This window comes from Flavobacterium nitrogenifigens (assembly GCF_003254565.1).
In the GTDB taxonomy this organism is placed as follows: Bacteria; Bacteroidota; Bacteroidia; order Flavobacteriales; family Flavobacteriaceae; genus Flavobacterium; species Flavobacterium nitrogenifigens.
Genome location: NZ_QJRI01000180.1, coordinates 221369 through 237642 on the forward strand (window position 1 = coordinate 221369; position 16274 = coordinate 237642).

Genomic DNA, 16274 nt, shown 5'->3' on the forward strand with positions numbered 1-16274 from the left:
CTTGAAACTTAAAACAAAGAAAACCTGAAACAAAAAGAAAATGGAAACACTAACAGTATTTATTCTTTGCGGAGGAAAAAGCTCCAGAATGCAGTCAGAAAAAGGATTGGTTTTGTTTCAGGAAAAACCATTTATAGAACATATAATTCAGGCAATTTTACCGATTACAAATAATATAAAATTAGTAACCGCTTCAAAAGAATATGATTATTTGAAATATGAAAAAATTCCTGATCTAATTATAGATAAAGGCCCGCTGGGCGGAATTTATACGGCTTTATCGCATTCTGAAACCGAGTTCAATCTCATTTTAAGTTGTGATATTCCGTTAATTTCAACCGAATTATTGCAAGAATTAATTTCGAAACATACGCAAGAAGCAGGGATTACTGTTTTTGCTTCTGATAGTAAAACACATCCGTTAATCGGAATTTATTCTAAAGAAATTGTTCCAATTATAAAAAAGGCTATCGATTCAGATGAATTGAGAATGATGGATCTTCTTGCAAGAGTGCCACATCAGATTATTAAAATAGAAGAAAGTGAAAACTTTCATTTGACGAATATTAATTCGGCAGACGAATTAAACGATTTGAATATCAATTTAAGTTAAGGATTATGCAAAGCTTAAAAACACCCAAATTGACAATCGTTGGCGCAGGTCCAGGAGATGTCGAACTAATTACGATGAAAGCCATAAAAGCTTTAAAAAGTGCTGATGTAGTTTTGTATGATGCTTTGGTAAACGAAGAATTATTAGAATATGCATCGAATGCAGAAATTGTTTTTGTTGGAAAACGTTTAGGTTGCCATGCTTATACACAAGATCAAATTAACGATTTGATTGTTTCGATGGCAAAAACTCATGGACATGTGGTTCGTTTAAAAGGCGGCGATCCGTTTGTTTTTGGTAGAGGAAGTGAAGAAATCGAATTTGCAGAAGATTTCGGGATTGAAACGGCTATTGTTCCGGGAATTTCATCTGCTTTAGGAGTCCCTGCTTCGGTTGGAATTAGTTTGACGCAGCGAAAAGTGGCCGAAAGTTTCTGGGTTATCACAGGAACAACTTCATCTCATGAATTATCGAAAGATGTTCATTTGGCTTCAAAATCGGCAGCAACTGTGGTTATTTTAATGGGAATGCATAAATTGAATGAAATTATTTCAATCTATCAGGAAAACAGAAATGACGATCTGCCAATTGCGATTATTCAAAACGGAACCAAAAATTCAGAACAAAAAGTAATCGGAACTATCAATACAATTACTAAATTGGTAGCTGAAAAAAATATATCATCGCCGGCAATTATCGTTATCGGGGAAGTCGTTAGAAATACATCAAGTTGGATTTCATATTTTCAGGAACACTTTGATGACGAATTTATTTTTCAAAATTTAAATTTATAAAAATGATTGAGGTTAAATATTTTGGAGCTGTCGCTGAAAAGACAAAATGCGAATTCGAAAAATTATCTTTTTCAGAAGAATTGTCGTTGCAGAAATTATTGCAGGATTTAAACAAAAAATATGAATTCGATGCGTTGACTTTCAGCGTTGCAGTAAATCAAAAAATAGTTTCAAAAACTTCAGATTACACTTTACAGACCAGCGATATTGTAGCATTATTGCCACCATTTGCTGGAGGATAAAACATAATTTATGAGTTCATCAACCCGATATAACAGACAAATGATACTTCCAGAAATAGGAGAGGAAGGCCAGCAGAAATTAGCTAAATCAAAGGTTTTAGTAATTGGTGCAGGAGGCTTGGGCGCTGCGATTCTGCCTTATCTTGCTGCAGCAGGAGTAGGAGAAATCGGAATTGTAGATCACGATGTTATTGAAATTTCTAATCTTCAAAGACAAGTAATTTACAAAACTGATGCTATCGGAAAATCAAAAGCTAAGGAAGCCAAAGCAATGATTGCTGAATTGAATCCTTTAGTGAAAGTAAAAGCAATTTCTGAAAAATTATCTGGAAGAAATGCCATTTCGTTATTTGAAAAATATGATAGTATAGTTGATGCGACTGACAACATCGCAATTAAATATTTAATAAACGATGCCTGTTTCGTGACTAATAAACCAATGGTTTATGGATCAATTTTCAGGTTTCAGGGACAAGTTTCGGTCTTCAATTATCAAAATGGGCCAACCTATAGATGTCTATATCCTGATGAAAACTCGAATGCGATAAATTGTGAAGAAGCAGGAGTGTTAGGGGTTTCAGTTGGAATTATTGGTATGTTTCAGGCCAATGAAGTTCTAAAAATGATTTTAGGAATTGGAGAAGTTTTAAGCGGAAAAATATTGGTTTATAATGTTCTGAATAATGAACAGCAAAAGTATGATTTCGAAAAAAGCGATATTCAAACCATAACCAGAGAAGCATTCGAAGAAAAATACAATAAATGTGAAGTTGAAGAAGTGAGTTTTGAATCGGTTTTGAATGAAATGGAGAATGATGAGGTTCTTTTTCTTGATGTTCGAAATACTGATGAATCGCCAAAAATCAGTTTAAAGAATCAAATCCAGATTCCGTTAATGCATTTGGAAAGTAAGTTGGAAAATCTGGATAAAAAACAAACGATTTACATTTTCTGCCAATCTGGAATTAGGAGTAAAATTGCATTCGAATTGCTTCAAAAACATCGATTTAAAAACATAAAAAGTATTGCAGGCGGAGCTTTGGCAATGAAAAATATACTAAATAAAAAGAATAGCCACGAATTCACGAATTTTTATTTTTGAAAATCTATACGCAAAGTATTTTAATTAATTCGTGAATTCGTGGCTAAAAAAAATCTAAATAATGAGTAAAAATGTATTTGTAGAAGGACCGATTTCTCCAGAATTTATTGCAGAATCAATCGCCAAACACCAATCCAAACATACGATTGGAGCACATAATATCTTTTTGGGACAAGTTCGTGCCGATGTTATTCACGACAACACCGTCGTCGCAATTGATTATTCGGCATATAAAGATATGGCGAATGAAGCTTTGTATGCAATCCGTGAAAAGGCTTTTGCTAAATTTGATTTGACCTGCATGCACATTTACCATAGTTTAGGTGTTGTAAAAGCAGGCGAAATCTGTTTGTTTGTCTTTGTTTCGGCAACGCGACGCAAACAGGTTTATGAAGCTACAGAAGCCATTGTAAACTGGATTAAGACAGACGTTCCGATTTTTGGTAAAGAAATGTTTGAAAACGATACATTCACTTGGAAACAAAATACCTAACAAAATAAAATGGTAGATATTACGCATAAAATAAGCACTTTAAGAGTCGCAACAGCAACCGCAATTGTAAAAGTTAGCAAACAAGAAACAATTGATGCAGTTGTCAATAATTTAGTGCCAAAAGGGAACGTTTTGGAAATGGCAAAAACTGCTGGATTATTTGCGGTAAAAAATACACATTTGTCCATTCCAGATTGTCATCCGCTTCCAATTGAATTTACTTCTGTAGAATACAATATTGAAGGTTTAGAGATTCATATTATTTTCAAAGTAAAAACCGTTTATAAAACGGGAGTTGAGGTTGAAGCGATGCACGGTGCATCTATTGTTGCGTTAACAATGTACGATATGCTGAAACCAATTGATAAAGAAATTGAGATTTCAACAATCAAATTAATTAATAAAGAAGGCGGAAAATCGTCTTTCAAAAATAAATTTCCGAATGCAATTAGAGCCGCAGTTTTCGTTTGTTCCGATTCGATTTTTGCGGGCGATAAAGAAGATCGTTCTGGAAAAACTATTGTAGAAAAATTAGATTCATACGGAGTCGAGACTTCTCATTATGAAATCATTCCAGACGAATTGGATATTATTCAGGAAAAAACAAAAGCTTTCGCTAAAGAAAATCAGCTGGTAATTTTTACAGGCGGAACAGGATTGTCTCCAAGAGACGTTACGCCAGAAGCTTTAGAACCATTATTGGAAAGCAGAATTCCAGGAATAGAAGAAGCTATTCGCAGTTACGGTCAGCAAAGAATGCCATATGCAATGCTTTCAAGAAGTGTTGCAGGAACATTAGGAAAAAGTTTAGTTTTGGCTTTGCCAGGTTCAACAAACGGAGTAAGAGAATCCATGGATGCTGTTTTTCCGCATGTAATGCACGTTTTTCATATTTTAAAAGGAAAAAATCATGACAGCCTCTAACACTGTTTTAACGGATGGTTTTGGGCGCAAGCATAATTATTTGCGCATTTCGCTGCTGGAAAAATGCAACTTGCGTTGTACGTACTGTATGCCAGCTGAAGGAATTGCGCTTTCTCCAAAAAGCAGTTTAATGACTGCCGATGAGATTTTTGCCATTGCTCAAACTTTCGTAAAAAATGGTGTTGACAAAATCAGACTAACTGGTGGCGAACCTTTACTAAGAAAAGATTTTCCTGAAATAGTTTCTAAATTATCGCATTTAGATATTTCACTTTCTTTGACTACAAACGGAATTCTAATTGACCGTCATATTGAGGTTTTAAAACAGTTTAATGTCAAAAAAATCAATTTGAGTTTAGATACTTTGGTTTCCTCTAAATTCGCTTCAATAACGCTTAGAAATCAGTTTGAGAAAGTGATTGATAATCTGCATTTGCTTTTGAATAACGAATTTAAGGTAAAAGTAAATGTCGTTTTGATTAAAGGTTTTAATGATAACGAAATTGTCGACTTTGTAAAACTGACTCAGTTTCTGCCAATCTCAGTTCGTTTCATCGAATTTATGCCTTTCGCAGGAAACGAGTGGGATAGAAGCAAAATGGTCTCACAGAAAGAAATTTTATCTTTAGTTGAAACCCAGTTTTCATCAGATGAAATTCTGAAATTAGAAGACGAAAAAAACTTCACTTCTAGAAATTATAAAATAAAAGGCTTTCAAGGCGATTTCGGAATTATTAGTTCCATCACAAATCCGTTTTGTGATAGTTGTAACCGCATCCGCTTGACGGCAGATGGAAAAATAAAAAACTGCCTTTTCTCGAATTCAGAAACCGATTTATTGACTGCTTTTAGAAATGGAGAATCCATTACTGATTTAATTTCAGAATCGATTCAAAATAAAAAGAAAGTACGCGCAGGAATGGTTACGATGGATGAAATGGACGACCCTAAAAAACATTTTGACAATCGTAGTATGATTGCGATTGGAGGGTAAGTTAATTGTTAATTATTAATTGTGAATTGTTAATTGTGAATTGTTAATTGTTGATTGTGAGTTGCGAATTGTTTGGTTGAGCGAAGTTGAAGCCTTAACCGCACAGTTTTGTCATTCTGAGGAACGAAGAATCACACTCGCAAATCGACAAAGATTGACAAATTACTGTGCGGAGTTTCTAGTGCGATTCTTCGTTCCTCAGAATGACAAACTGAATGTACATCGTTAATGAAAATAAAAAAAGGTTTAACTTTTTCAAAGTCAAACCTTTCTCAGAATATTATTTTTTCTTTTTAGCTTTTGCCTTTTTCTGAGCCTTAGCTTTTTTGTTGGCAACTTTCTTAGCTTTAGCTTTTTCTTTCGCTTTTTTAGCCTTTTCTTTTTTCTTTTCAGTTGCTTTTAGTTTTGCTTTTTTAGCTTTTTCTAATTTTTTGATAACAGCTTTAATCGCTTTTTCTCTTTTCTTTTCTTTCTCTTTTTTGGCTTTCAGTTTAGCTTTCAGCTTAGATTTTATATCGTTTTTTTCTTTGCCAATTTTTTCAACAGTTACAACAGGTTTGTTCGCTGCAACACCATTGGTTTTAATTTCAACAATTTCAGAAACTATTGGTTCTTTTTTTGCAGGTGCTGTTGCAGCTTTTTTCACAGTTGCGCTAGGAGTTGCTTTAGAGGCAGCTCTTACTGGTGTTTTTGCTGCAGGTTTTACAGTAGCTGTTGGTGCTTTTGTGGCTGTTGTTTTCGCAGCTGGCGATTTTGTAGCTGCCGTTTTCGTTGTTGAAGTCTTAGTTGCTGCTGGTTTTACAGCTGTTCTGGTAGTTCTTCTAACTGTTGTTTTAGTTTCTGGTTGTATTTCTGTAGTACTTTCTACAGCTGTTTCTGCTGGAATATCGGTAGCTTTTTCGGCAGAAGATTGTGTTGTTCTTTTTATCATAACAGTATTTTTTATTGAATAAATAGATGTTAACTAAATGGTTTTAAAGCTTTTGAAGTATGCGGCTTTACGATAAATTCTTAGTTAAGCTAAATATACACAATTTTTGAATACAAAATACGACACTTTTTTAGAACTCATTAATTTTCAACTGCTTCCAAAATTGTAAAATTACTTTTTGGTGCTTCGCAAAGAGAACAGCAATAGGTTTCTGGAAGATTTTCAAACAAAAGGCCTTTTGGAATTCCCTGTGTTTCGTCTCCGTATTCAGAATTATAAAGCGTTAAACATTCCTGACATTGATAAATGTCTAACTGTGGTTTTTCTTTTTTCTGCTGTTTTTCTGTAGTCTTAGATGGTGTATTTCCTAGTTCTTCAAAATATTTTCGGCTTAACTCGATTAAAATAGTTGGCAGTTCCAATTTGTCGATATCTTGAGAATGCACAATATATTCGCGAGTATTTGGGTCAAAATTCTTTGCAAATAAAACATTGTAGGTATCACGTATCTTAATGGATTCCAAAGCTACCGGGAGTTCATTTTTTTCGATGACAATCGAAGTAAAATAATGCCCGTCTCGATTGTACTCAGAAATTCCGAAATTTAATCCATATGTGCTGATATCAAATTGATCTAATGTTCTAACTAGAAAAGTCTTTAGATTCAATGCCCATTCCATTGCAACTGGTAAATGCCAGTTTAACTCTAATAAAGAATGGCGAACGTTGATACCGCGTTTTCCAAGGAATTTTTCCCATTCTAGTTTTCGATCTTTTGGAATTCCTTTTATAATGAAAGATTTCCAAGGCGTAATGCAGATTTTTCCGATTTTGCATTCAAAACACAAATCGCACATTTCTTTCAGGAAATCCAAATCGTATAAATTGTTTCTCCAGTACAATCCCAACCAATATTGATCGATTCCCATTCTGTTCATCCCTTCGTAATAAGGAAATGGATAAAATGGAACATTCAATGGCTTATCAATCGTTCTGTTATTGGTGTCTAAAGCTTCACTTACCAAAGCAAAAAGAGTTTCTATATCAACTGAATCTTCTACTGCAATTTTTTCAATTTCGTAATAAATCTTAGCCAAGTCCCAGCTGTAAAGCAAAACGGGATAAACCTCCATTTTTTCCCATTTTGGAAGACGAATGTATAAATACCAGTAATCTTCATGTTCTGAAGCAATAAAATTCAAATGTCCTGTAAACAAGGGAACTAATTGTTGCTTCGGATCGGTTATGTTGACTTTAAGTTTTGGCTGTTCTTTAAATTCTTCTAGAATATATAAAAAACGGTTTCCTGTAAGCCAATTTGTGTTTCTAAAAATATCTGTCGAAACATAAGAAGAAACAATATTATTACCGCTTTTTTGATCGGGATAAACAAAATGATGTTTCCCTAAAGTGGTTTTATCCAAGGATTTAAAACCTTTTGGAAAAATAATATCCTGTCTGGAACCAAACGAAATAGAATCCAATCCTTCTTCTGAAGCGATATTTACAACTTCTCTAAGTTCCCCTGGCGAAATAACGCCTCCTTTTACTATTAATCTTGTTAGTTCCATTTTTTCTTTAGTATTCAGTGTTCAGAATTTTAGTGTTCAGTTTTTAGTAGGCAGTGTTCATAGTTTCGGTGTACAAATTTTAGTTTTTGATATTCAGTTTTTTTACTGATTACTAAAATTCTGAACACTGATCACTAAACTTTACACTTCGCCAATATCTCTTTAACTTCTGTTTTACAGCTTCCACAACCTAAACCTGCGCCTGTGTTTTTGCATAATTCTGTAAAATCATTTACACCGCTTTTAATCGTTTCTTCAATGTTTCCGGCACCGACTTGACTGCACGAGCAGACTAATTTACCTAAAACTGGTTTTGCATCTGAGCTTCCTCTTAAAAGCGTATTTCGTTTGTCTGATAATTCGATTTTGCTTTCGATCATAGTTTTGAATTCGGCAAACTCGTTTTTATCTCCCATTAAAATCGCGCCGACTAAAAGATCATCTTTTACGATGCATTTTTTGTAATAGCGTTTTTTCAAATCAGCAAAAACAATTTCTTCATACGAGTCATCATTTTCAGGAATCGTAATATCGCCGATACTGCAAAGGTTGATATCTTCTAATTTTAGAATATTCATTAAAATCGAACCTTTATAATAACTGCTTATATCACCTGCAAGGAAATTAGCTAGAATATCAGCTTGTTCTTCAGCTGCAGAAGTGATTCCGAACAGTTTATTGTCAAATTCTGCAATTTCTCCAATAGCAAAAATATCTGGATTTGAAGTTTGCAAATACTGATTTACCCTTACACCGCGACCGCATGAAAGTCCGCTTTCGCGAGCAATTTCGATATTTGGAATTGTTCCAATGGTGTACACAATGGCATTGGCCGTAATGATTTTACCACTTTTTAAAGCAATCTCAATTTCGTTCGGATTATCCGTTTCAAAAACCGTACTGACTTCATTATCAAAATAAATCTGAATATCGCGAAGCTGAACTTCTTCAGCCAATAATTTACTTGAAATTAGATCCAATTGACGCTCCATCAAACGTGAAGCTCTCTGGATTATAGTTGTTTTTACTTTTTTATGTTTTAAAGCTGCCGCTAATTCTAATCCTAATAATCCGCCGCCAATAATGACAACATGCTGCTCTTCTGGCGGAAGATTCGTATTGTCTAAGTGTTTTTTCAAACGATCAGCATCTTCTTTTCTTCTGACAGTGAATCGTCCTGGAAGATGAAGCTGTGCATTTTCTGGAATAAAAGGGCGGCTTCCTGTTGCTAGAATCAAAGAATCGAAAGTATGGGTTTCGCCATGACTGTCAATAATTGTTTTTTGTTTCGGGTCTAATTTCTCAATTGCGACTCCGGCTTTCATGGTGATTTTTAGTTTATTGAAAGTTTCTCCGTCTTTCACTTTTAAAAGTTGCTCCCATGTAAATTCTCCTGTCATATATTCGGGTAGCAAAACTCGATTATAAAACGGATTCATTTCATTAGAAAAAACAATGATTTCGTCGGTTGAATTGAATTCACGATAGTTTTGGATGAAGCGGAAAGAAGCTGCTCCAGCGCCCACAATTGCAATTTTCTGGAAAGGTTTTACATATTTTTTTATCGAAACGGTTGTGAACTTAAAATCAGGTTCTTTTGAAATTGGATCGACAACAGTATTCGTTAAATTATTGGTTCTGTTTAAATCATTTTCGAGTTGTTTTCCCCAATGCATCGGTAGAAAAACGACTTTTTCTTTGATTGAATCTGTAACTTTTGCTTTTACACGAACTTCTCCATTTTTGCTTGTAACGGTAACAATATCTCCGTTTTTAATATCGTTTTTATAAGCGTCAATCGGGTTTATTTCTAAAACTGGACTTGGAATATGTGTCAATAATCGTGATACTTTTCCAGTCTTGGTCATCGTATGCCATTGATCGCGAATTCTTCCCGTTGTCAAAATAAAAGGGAATTCGTCATTTGGCTGAACCGATGTATTTTCGATAGAAACTGGCAGATTAAAAATCGCTTTTCCAGAAGGTGTATAGAATTTTTTGTCTGTAAATAATCTAGGAGTTCCTGGGTGATTATAATCAGGAACTGGCCATTGAAAAGTTCCCTCAGTTTTTAAACGATTATAATTTAAAAACGAAATATCAATATTGGTATTTTTAGTTAGTGCACAATGTTCTTTGTAAACTTCCTCGGCACTGTTGAAATTGAAACCATTGAAATTCATTTTTTTAGCAAAACGAATTAAAATTTCAATATCCGGAAGCGCTTCTCCTGGCGCATTGATTCCTTTTGGGAGATACGATATACGACGTTCCGAATTGGTCATCGTTCCTTCTTTTTCTAGCCAACCCGCAGCAGGCAACAATAAATCGGCAAATTTGGCTGTATCAGCATTATGAGAAATGTCCTGAACGACTACGAATTTAGCATTTTGAAGCGCTTTTTCAGCCCTGCGTGAATCTGGTAAACTTACTAACGGATTGGTGCAGATAATCCAAACGGCTTTCATCTTTCCAGATTCAAGAGCTTCAAACATTTCTGTGGCAGTTAAGCCTGGTTTATCTGAAATCTCATCGACACCCCAAAAATCGGCTACTTCTTTTCGATGCGTAGGGTTTGCAATATCTTTATGTGCGGCCAAAAGTGTTGCCATTCCGCCCACTTCTCGTCCGCCCATTGCGTTAGGTTGGCCTGTTAAAGAAAATGGACCAGAGCCTGGTTTTCCAACTTGTCCCGTTAAAAGTGATAAATTCAGCAAAGCCGTATTTTTATCAACGCCAACAGCACTTTGGTTTAATCCCATTGCCCAAAGTGAAATAAAACCTTTTGCTTTACCAATAATGTCGGCGGCAAGTTTGATATCGTTTACCGAAATTCCGCAAAGTTTAGAAGCTTTCTCAAGAGAAGTTCCTAAAACTAAGTCTTTATATTGTTTGAAATTCTCAGCGTGGTTTTTTACAAAATCATGATCGACGTAGCCTTTCTCGATAATACGTCTCGCAATCGCATGATATAAAATAATATCCGAACCTGGAATAATCTGCAAATGTAAATCGGCGAAAGCAGCAGTATCTGTTCGTCTTGGATCGATGCAAATTATTTTGGTTTTCGGGTTTTTCTCTTTGTGTTTTTCTAATCTTCTGAAAAGAATAGGATGGCACCAAGCCGGATTTGCGCCTGTAATTAAAAAAGTGTCAGCCAATTCAATATCATCATAAGCAATGGGCACAGAATCTTCTCCGAAAGTTTTTTTATAACCCACAACTGCAGAACTCATGCAAAGTCTTGAGTTGGTGTCGATGTTGTTAGTTTTTAAAAAACCTTTAACGAGTTTGTTTACCAAATAATATTCTTCTGTTAAGCATTGTCCTGAAATATAAAATCCAACACTATCGGGACCGTGTTTTTTGATGATAGAAGAAAAAACCGCAGCGGCTCGATCGAGAGCAGTATCCCAGCTTACGCGTTCTAGAGGATAGGATTTGCTTCCTCGCATTTCAGGATATAAAATTCTATCGGAAGTATCGTTGACTACGTAATGCAGGTTCATTCCTTTAGAACAAAGCATTCCTTTGTTTACAGGATGATCTTTGTCGCCCTCAACCATTACGCCATTTTTAGCATCATTGGTCACGATTATGCCGCAGCCAACGCCGCAGTAGGAACAGGTAGTTTTGATCTTCGTAGTTTGCATTTAGTGTTCTATTTAGAGATACTACTTTTAGTTAATAGTCTGACTTTACAAAAGTACTTATGCAAAAATAAGTATTTTTACGTATTAATACGTATTTTTTAGATTTATTTTTTTACTTTTGATGGAAATAAATGAGGAACAACAAATTAGTTTTTAATTGCTTAAAATTAGAACTCATGAAAGAAGAACAAACTGTATGTTATTCCTGTACAAATGAGAATTGTTTTATAAAGAAACATCTGCATTTAGAGCAGATGACGAGTTACATATCTAAAAAACAAAATATTATCTGTAAAAAATCGGATCAATTTATTACTGAAGGGGCGCCTTTGCAGGGGCTTTATTTTATTTGCAAAGGAAAAGCAAAAACAGTAAAAACTGGAATTAACGGTCGCGAACAAATTGTTCGTCTAACTAAAAATGGAGATATCATTGGTTTCCGCGGATTTGGAACAAGTAAAAAATACTTAATTGGGGCTTATGCGCTTGAAGATACGGTCTTGTGTAATTTCAGTAACGAAACCATGCGCGAAATTTTACAGCATGTTCCTGAGTTTACGTACGCTTTAATGCTTTTTTATGCCGAAGAATTAAATAAAAGTGAAAATAATATCCGCAAGATTGCGCACATGAATGTTCGTGAGCGTGTAATTGATTTACTGCTTTATATTCATCGCAAATTCGGACAAACGAATGGTTTGATTGATATTGAGCTTTCGCGAAAAGAAATTGCCGATTTTGCAGGAACCACAGAAGAACAGGCAATACGTATTTTGTCAAGTCTTAAAAAAGAAGCATTGATTAAAACGGAAGGAAAGCGTGTTGGGATTTTGGAAGTTTCAACATTGCGATCTGAAATTATGGAGCATAAGTATTTTTAAGGTTCTAAGTTGCTAAGATACTAAGATGCTAAGGTTTCTGATTGTAGAGACGCACTGAAATGTGCTAATGATTTATGGAAAGCTTATTTTGTACGCTTAAGTTTTACAGGGTTTTGTCTTGTATCAAAAACAGCAGCAATTTGGATTTGCTTATTTTCTTTGTCTACACTATATATAATTTTGTAATTTTTGCAGACTAAATAATGATACTCCTTTTCTCTGTCAAGCAAAAGTTCTTCGATTTGAGTTGAAAAATTGTTGGAAATGAGTTTACTTGGCTCAGGAATTATTTCTTTAATAATTTTTTTAGCGACTCTGATTCCTGCTTTATGGAGATAATAGTCGTGGATTTTATCAAGTTCATTTTCTGCAAACTGTGACCAGACAATTTTTAATTTTATTACTTGTATTTTTCTAAAAGCTGAGAAGTCGTTTTATATCTTCCGTTTTTAAAATCATTTTCAGATAGGTCTATTCTATTATTAAACTCTTCAATAGACATTGGATTTAAAAAATCATTATCATCGACATTGCGTTTGCTTTTTAGTAAATTTTCGAGCTGAGAAATCAATTCTTCGCTCTGAATTTTTAAAAACTCTTGTACAAATTCTATTTTTCTAGTTTGTAAATCCATGACATTGAATATTTTTTCAAATTTACGAATTATCTTCCAAGAGAATATTTTTTTTGAGGTGTTTTTTGTAGAGACACACAACAGTGCGTCTCTACATCGAGTATAATTTATTTTTTCCTGCCAACGAACCGAATTACAGAACCTGTTCCGTTATGGAATAAACCTTCGCTGAGTTCGATTTCTTTTTCTTCTAATTCTAGAATTTCATAATTTGGGAAATCAGCTTTGATTTCTTCTATCGAAAACAAAGACTCAATATCTTTTGGTCCGCCGACTTTTTCATTTTTGGTTACATATTCTAAATGCTTTTTACTGAAAGCTTCAAAAATGATAATGCCGTTTTTGCGTAATAATGTATTTAATTGTTGATGAATTTCCGATTTAATTTCTGCCGGAAAATGTGCATAAATTAAAGCAATTGCATCAAATTGTTCTGCTTCGAAATCAAGAGTTTCCAGTTCGCCAACTTGATAATCAATTGAAACATCATTTGCTTCTGCAAGTTTTAGGGCTTTATTTCTTCCTTCTTCACTAATATCAAAAGCAGAAACGTTCCATCCTAGTTTCGCAGCAAAAATCGCATTTCGTCCTTCGCCTTCGGCAGGAAAAAGAATGGTACCAGGTTGTAGTTTTTCAATTTGTTCTTTTAAGTAATTGTTGGGTTCTTCGCCGTATGCAAATTCTTCGCTTTTGTAACGGTCATCCCAACGCTGAGTCCAGTTGTTCATGGTTTATATATTGAATTTAATTATTAAAGGTTTGTGGTCGCTATACAAAGTCCAATCTTTGTAACTTCCGACTTCGACGCTTTCTAAAACTTCCATAAAATCAGTTGAAGCAAAGCAATAATCAATATGATAAGGCTTATTTTCTTTTTTATGAAGGTATAAAGTAGGGTGTTCTTCTTTACCTTGAATTTGATTGAAGTATTTATGATAGGTGCTAAAAATATTTTTTTCGGCTAATTTATTTACCACAGTGGTATGATTTCCTTCTCTTCGTGGTTTATCCCAAATCGTGTTGCTGTTAAAATCTCCAATTAAAATGGTTTTAGGTTCTTTGATCAAATCTTCATAAAAATGAATTGCTTTCCAGATCTGAGTTACATAAGCACCGTCTTTATCCGCAGGATTATTTGCCCAAATGGCAAATAAAGTAAAGTCAATTTTTCCGCCTGTTACGGCAATTGGTAGGATATTTTTGAAATCTGGATTGTGGCAATCTAATAATTGAAACCGATAATTACTATAAGAAAACACGCCAAGTCCTTTATGCGGATTTGTGCCGTACCAAAGAATGTCGTTTGGTGTTTGTATTTCAGTTGGGAATTTTAGCTTTTCAGGACTTTCACACTCAGAAATTACGACAATATCAGGATTATGAGCTAGAATGAATTCTGCTTTTTTTCTGAATGCCATGTTGCAATTCCAAGTGATGATTTTCATTTGAAAATTAAATTGTTTCTCACTCAAATATAGCGATTAATGAGGAGGTTTTTTTGATCGATCAAAAAAAAATACCCTTTCTCAAAATAGAAAAAGGGCAGTTTGTATATTTAAATTTCTTTAATCTTAACCAACAAATTTTGTCTCTCCGCTGTTAATGTCTATTTCAGCAAAATTGTGTTTTCCGATTACGATAAGCAGTTTGTCTGAGTTGTAACCAACATATCTAATTTCAGGTTCTCCTTTTTTAGGTTTTCCGCAGATAGAAATTACATTGGTTTGCCATTTCAATTTTTTTCTTTTGTAGGCAGAAATAGTTTGCAGATCATTTTCAACATAATAAACTATGTTGTTTTTTTTGATTCCTCTTTTTTGCGTTTTGGCAAAGTTAATTTCTGAGTTTTTCGAAATTAAGGCATCATCGTATTTTTGGGCAATACCTGTTTGCGTGACAATAAAAGTCAGCAATGACAATTTTAGAAATGGTTTCATTTGGATAGAATTGGGGGTTCATAATCGTTTCAAATATAAATAATTAAACTATAATTTACATTGTTATTAAATAAAAAAATACCCTTTTCCAGAAATAGAAAAAGGGTAAAATATTTGGGCTAGTTTTAAATAAAAATTATTTTTTCCAGCTAAAAATTTTCGGATCAACAGATATCATTAACCACGCCCAATTATTAGTATGGCTTGTGTCTCCACCTTTTACAAATTCCATTGCTTTAGATCCAAACATTTGAGAGTAACCTCCAGTTACGGTTATGTTTTTCTTGAAATTATATCCAAAAGTGGCGTCAATCTCTGTTCCTAAGTAAGAATCCATTTTTTCGTTAAGCGGAACATTTACTACATCAGCAGCTGTTAAAAACATGTGTGGAATTAAAGCAAATTGCCATTTGTTTACATTATAGTTTAGTTTGATAAAGGCATCTTGTAAACCATAGCTATTGGTGTAATTTCCAACATAAAAATAATCCATATAACCGTTAAATCCGTGGTTGGTTCCAAAAAGGGGATTAAAAGATTTTATTACCGTACTTCCATCATTTGAAGATTTTCCAGATAAAAATTCGTAACCTAAATCTAGTTTAAAAGCTTCTGTTATGTTATACCCTAAATTGGCAGCAGCATTCCAAGCGCTCACTTGATGATCGTTACTTTTTCCAGTTTGTCCATATACCCAGAAACTGGTGTCTAATTTGCCTTTTTTATAAGTCACATAAGGTCCAAAAGTTTGCTTATAATCTACTAGAATTTTACTCTCTGGAGTATTTGGATTACGCGTATATTCGTATCCCGTATTCAATGCTAAAAAGCTTGCGCCTAAATTTTCGTTGAATTGATTGTGGTACCAAGCATATTGCATGGTTTTGTACATATTAGGGACAGTATAAGCTGTTTGAACAAGATTTTCAGCATCTGAATTGTATGCACCTCCAAAATCTAATTTTTGAGTTTCATTATGAAAAGAAACTATTAACGCGTCATGGCTTTGTCCTTGCTGTGCCCAATCCAATCCTCCAAGGATACGCTGATTATCGTAAGAAAGCACTTGACGTCCCATTCTGGCGCTCCATTTTTCAGTAAAATTATATTGTGCCCAAGCTTCAAAAACTGCTACTCCATTTTTATCGGAAGTAGTTGTCGTTGGTACATCTCCCCAAGTTCTGGTATTTTGTAAACTCAGTTTTACGATTAAATCCTCTTGTTTGTAATTAATGCCTAAACGAGAGCGTTGTGAAATTTGCGATGTTCCTTCTTGGCCGTATTGCAACGGTTGTTTGTAACCGTTTCGATATTCAAATCGGGGCCTAATTTGTAGGTTTACATCTAATTCTTGGGCTTGTATTTCAAAACTTAATCCTACGATAAGTATTAAAATTAGTTTAAGTTTTTTCATAAAATTATTAGGTTTTTATCGAAAGTAAATTTATAAGAAAAAGCCATGTGTTTTTATGACTGAGATCATATTTCTAATTTTTTTTTAATCT

At 34.1% G+C, this 16274-nt stretch carries 17 protein-coding genes; 8 read left to right on the plus strand and 9 right to left on the minus strand.

The annotated features are described in order from the left end of the window. The first annotated feature begins 40 nt into the window (after nt 1–40). The 7 genes from DM397_RS19510 (at nt 41) to moaA (ending at nt 5162) form a co-directional block, all read left to right on the plus strand. Complete coding sequence (locus tag DM397_RS19510; protein ID WP_111379123.1) at nt 41–613, plus strand: molybdenum cofactor guanylyltransferase; 573 nt, start codon at nt 41–43, stop codon at nt 611–613. Between the two features lie 5 nt (nt 614–618). After that, nucleotides 619–1407 (plus strand): uroporphyrinogen-III C-methyltransferase, encoded by a 789-nt coding sequence (gene cobA / locus DM397_RS19515; RefSeq protein WP_111379124.1) that lies wholly within the window; start codon nt 619–621, stop codon nt 1405–1407. 2 nt (nt 1408–1409) lie between these two features. Beyond that, the gene (locus DM397_RS19520) at nt 1410–1649 is read left to right on the plus strand and encodes a MoaD/ThiS family protein (RefSeq protein ID WP_111379125.1); all 240 of its coding nucleotides are present in this window, start codon (nt 1410–1412) and stop codon (nt 1647–1649) included. A 10-nt stretch (nt 1650–1659) separates the two neighbouring features. Further along, on the plus strand, nt 1660–2751 hold the full coding sequence (moeB, locus tag DM397_RS19525) for a HesA/MoeB/ThiF family protein (protein WP_111379126.1): 1092 nt from the start codon (nt 1660–1662) through the stop codon (nt 2749–2751). Between the two features lie 61 nt (nt 2752–2812). Beyond that, the gene (locus tag DM397_RS19530; protein ID WP_066034044.1) at nt 2813–3244 is read left to right on the plus strand and encodes a molybdenum cofactor biosynthesis protein MoaE; all 432 of its coding nucleotides are present in this window, start codon (nt 2813–2815) and stop codon (nt 3242–3244) included. A 9-nt stretch (nt 3245–3253) separates the two neighbouring features. Beyond that, nucleotides 3254–4168: a bifunctional molybdenum cofactor biosynthesis protein MoaC/MoaB gene (moaCB, locus tag DM397_RS19535; RefSeq protein WP_111379127.1), complete on the plus strand. Its 915-nt coding sequence runs from the start codon at nt 3254–3256 to the stop codon at nt 4166–4168. Then, entirely contained in the window at nt 4155–5162 is a 1008-nt protein-coding gene (gene moaA / locus DM397_RS19540) for a GTP 3',8-cyclase MoaA (protein WP_111379128.1), read from the plus strand. The genes moaCB and moaA overlap by 14 nt, the downstream gene beginning before the upstream one ends. Before the next feature lie 280 nt (nt 5163–5442). Here the strand turns inward: moaA and DM397_RS19545 are convergent, their stop codons facing one another. The 3 genes from DM397_RS19545 to DM397_RS19555 form a co-directional block, all read right to left on the minus strand. Further along, nucleotides 5443–6093, minus strand: a complete 651-nt coding sequence (locus DM397_RS19545; RefSeq protein ID WP_111379129.1) for a hypothetical protein — start codon at nt 6091–6093, stop codon at nt 5443–5445. A 140-nt stretch (nt 6094–6233) separates the two neighbouring features. Further along, a complete protein-coding gene (locus DM397_RS19550) occupies nt 6234–7664 on the minus strand; it encodes a rubredoxin (RefSeq protein ID WP_111379130.1) in 1431 nt (476 codons plus the stop codon). Between the two features lie 134 nt (nt 7665–7798). Then, nucleotides 7799–11317 (minus strand): nitrate reductase, encoded by a 3519-nt coding sequence (locus tag DM397_RS19555; RefSeq protein ID WP_111379131.1) that lies wholly within the window; start codon nt 11315–11317, stop codon nt 7799–7801. A 176-nt stretch (nt 11318–11493) separates the two neighbouring features. Between DM397_RS19555 and DM397_RS19560 the strand changes: the two genes are divergently transcribed. After that, complete coding sequence (locus tag DM397_RS19560; RefSeq protein WP_111379132.1) at nt 11494–12198, plus strand: Crp/Fnr family transcriptional regulator; 705 nt, start codon at nt 11494–11496, stop codon at nt 12196–12198. 83 nt (nt 12199–12281) lie between these two features. On the opposite strand, the gene DM397_RS19565 is transcribed toward DM397_RS19560, so the two are convergent. The 6 genes from DM397_RS19565 to DM397_RS19590 form a co-directional block, all read right to left on the minus strand. Beyond that, nucleotides 12282–12608 (minus strand): type II toxin-antitoxin system RelE/ParE family toxin, encoded by a 327-nt coding sequence (locus DM397_RS19565; protein ID WP_317048809.1) that lies wholly within the window; start codon nt 12606–12608, stop codon nt 12282–12284. Continuing rightward, nucleotides 12599–12832, minus strand: coding sequence for a hypothetical protein (locus tag DM397_RS19570; protein WP_111379134.1), 234 nt, complete (start codon nt 12830–12832; stop codon nt 12599–12601). The genes DM397_RS19565 and DM397_RS19570 overlap by 10 nt, the downstream gene beginning before the upstream one ends. Nucleotides 12833–12939: 107 nt before the next feature. Next, the gene (locus DM397_RS19575) at nt 12940–13560 is read right to left on the minus strand and encodes a class I SAM-dependent methyltransferase (RefSeq protein WP_111379135.1); all 621 of its coding nucleotides are present in this window, start codon (nt 13558–13560) and stop codon (nt 12940–12942) included. Nucleotides 13561–13563: 3 nt separating this feature from the next. Continuing rightward, nucleotides 13564–14277, minus strand: a complete 714-nt coding sequence (locus DM397_RS19580) for an endonuclease/exonuclease/phosphatase family protein (protein WP_111379136.1) — start codon at nt 14275–14277, stop codon at nt 13564–13566. 126 nt (nt 14278–14403) lie between these two features. Continuing rightward, nucleotides 14404–14769: a hypothetical protein gene (locus tag DM397_RS19585; RefSeq protein WP_111379137.1), complete on the minus strand. Its 366-nt coding sequence runs from the start codon at nt 14767–14769 to the stop codon at nt 14404–14406. A 136-nt stretch (nt 14770–14905) separates the two neighbouring features. Then, on the minus strand, nt 14906–16183 hold the full coding sequence (locus tag DM397_RS19590) for an alginate export family protein (protein ID WP_111379138.1): 1278 nt from the start codon (nt 16181–16183) through the stop codon (nt 14906–14908). Nucleotides 16184–16274: the final 91 nt, after the last annotated feature.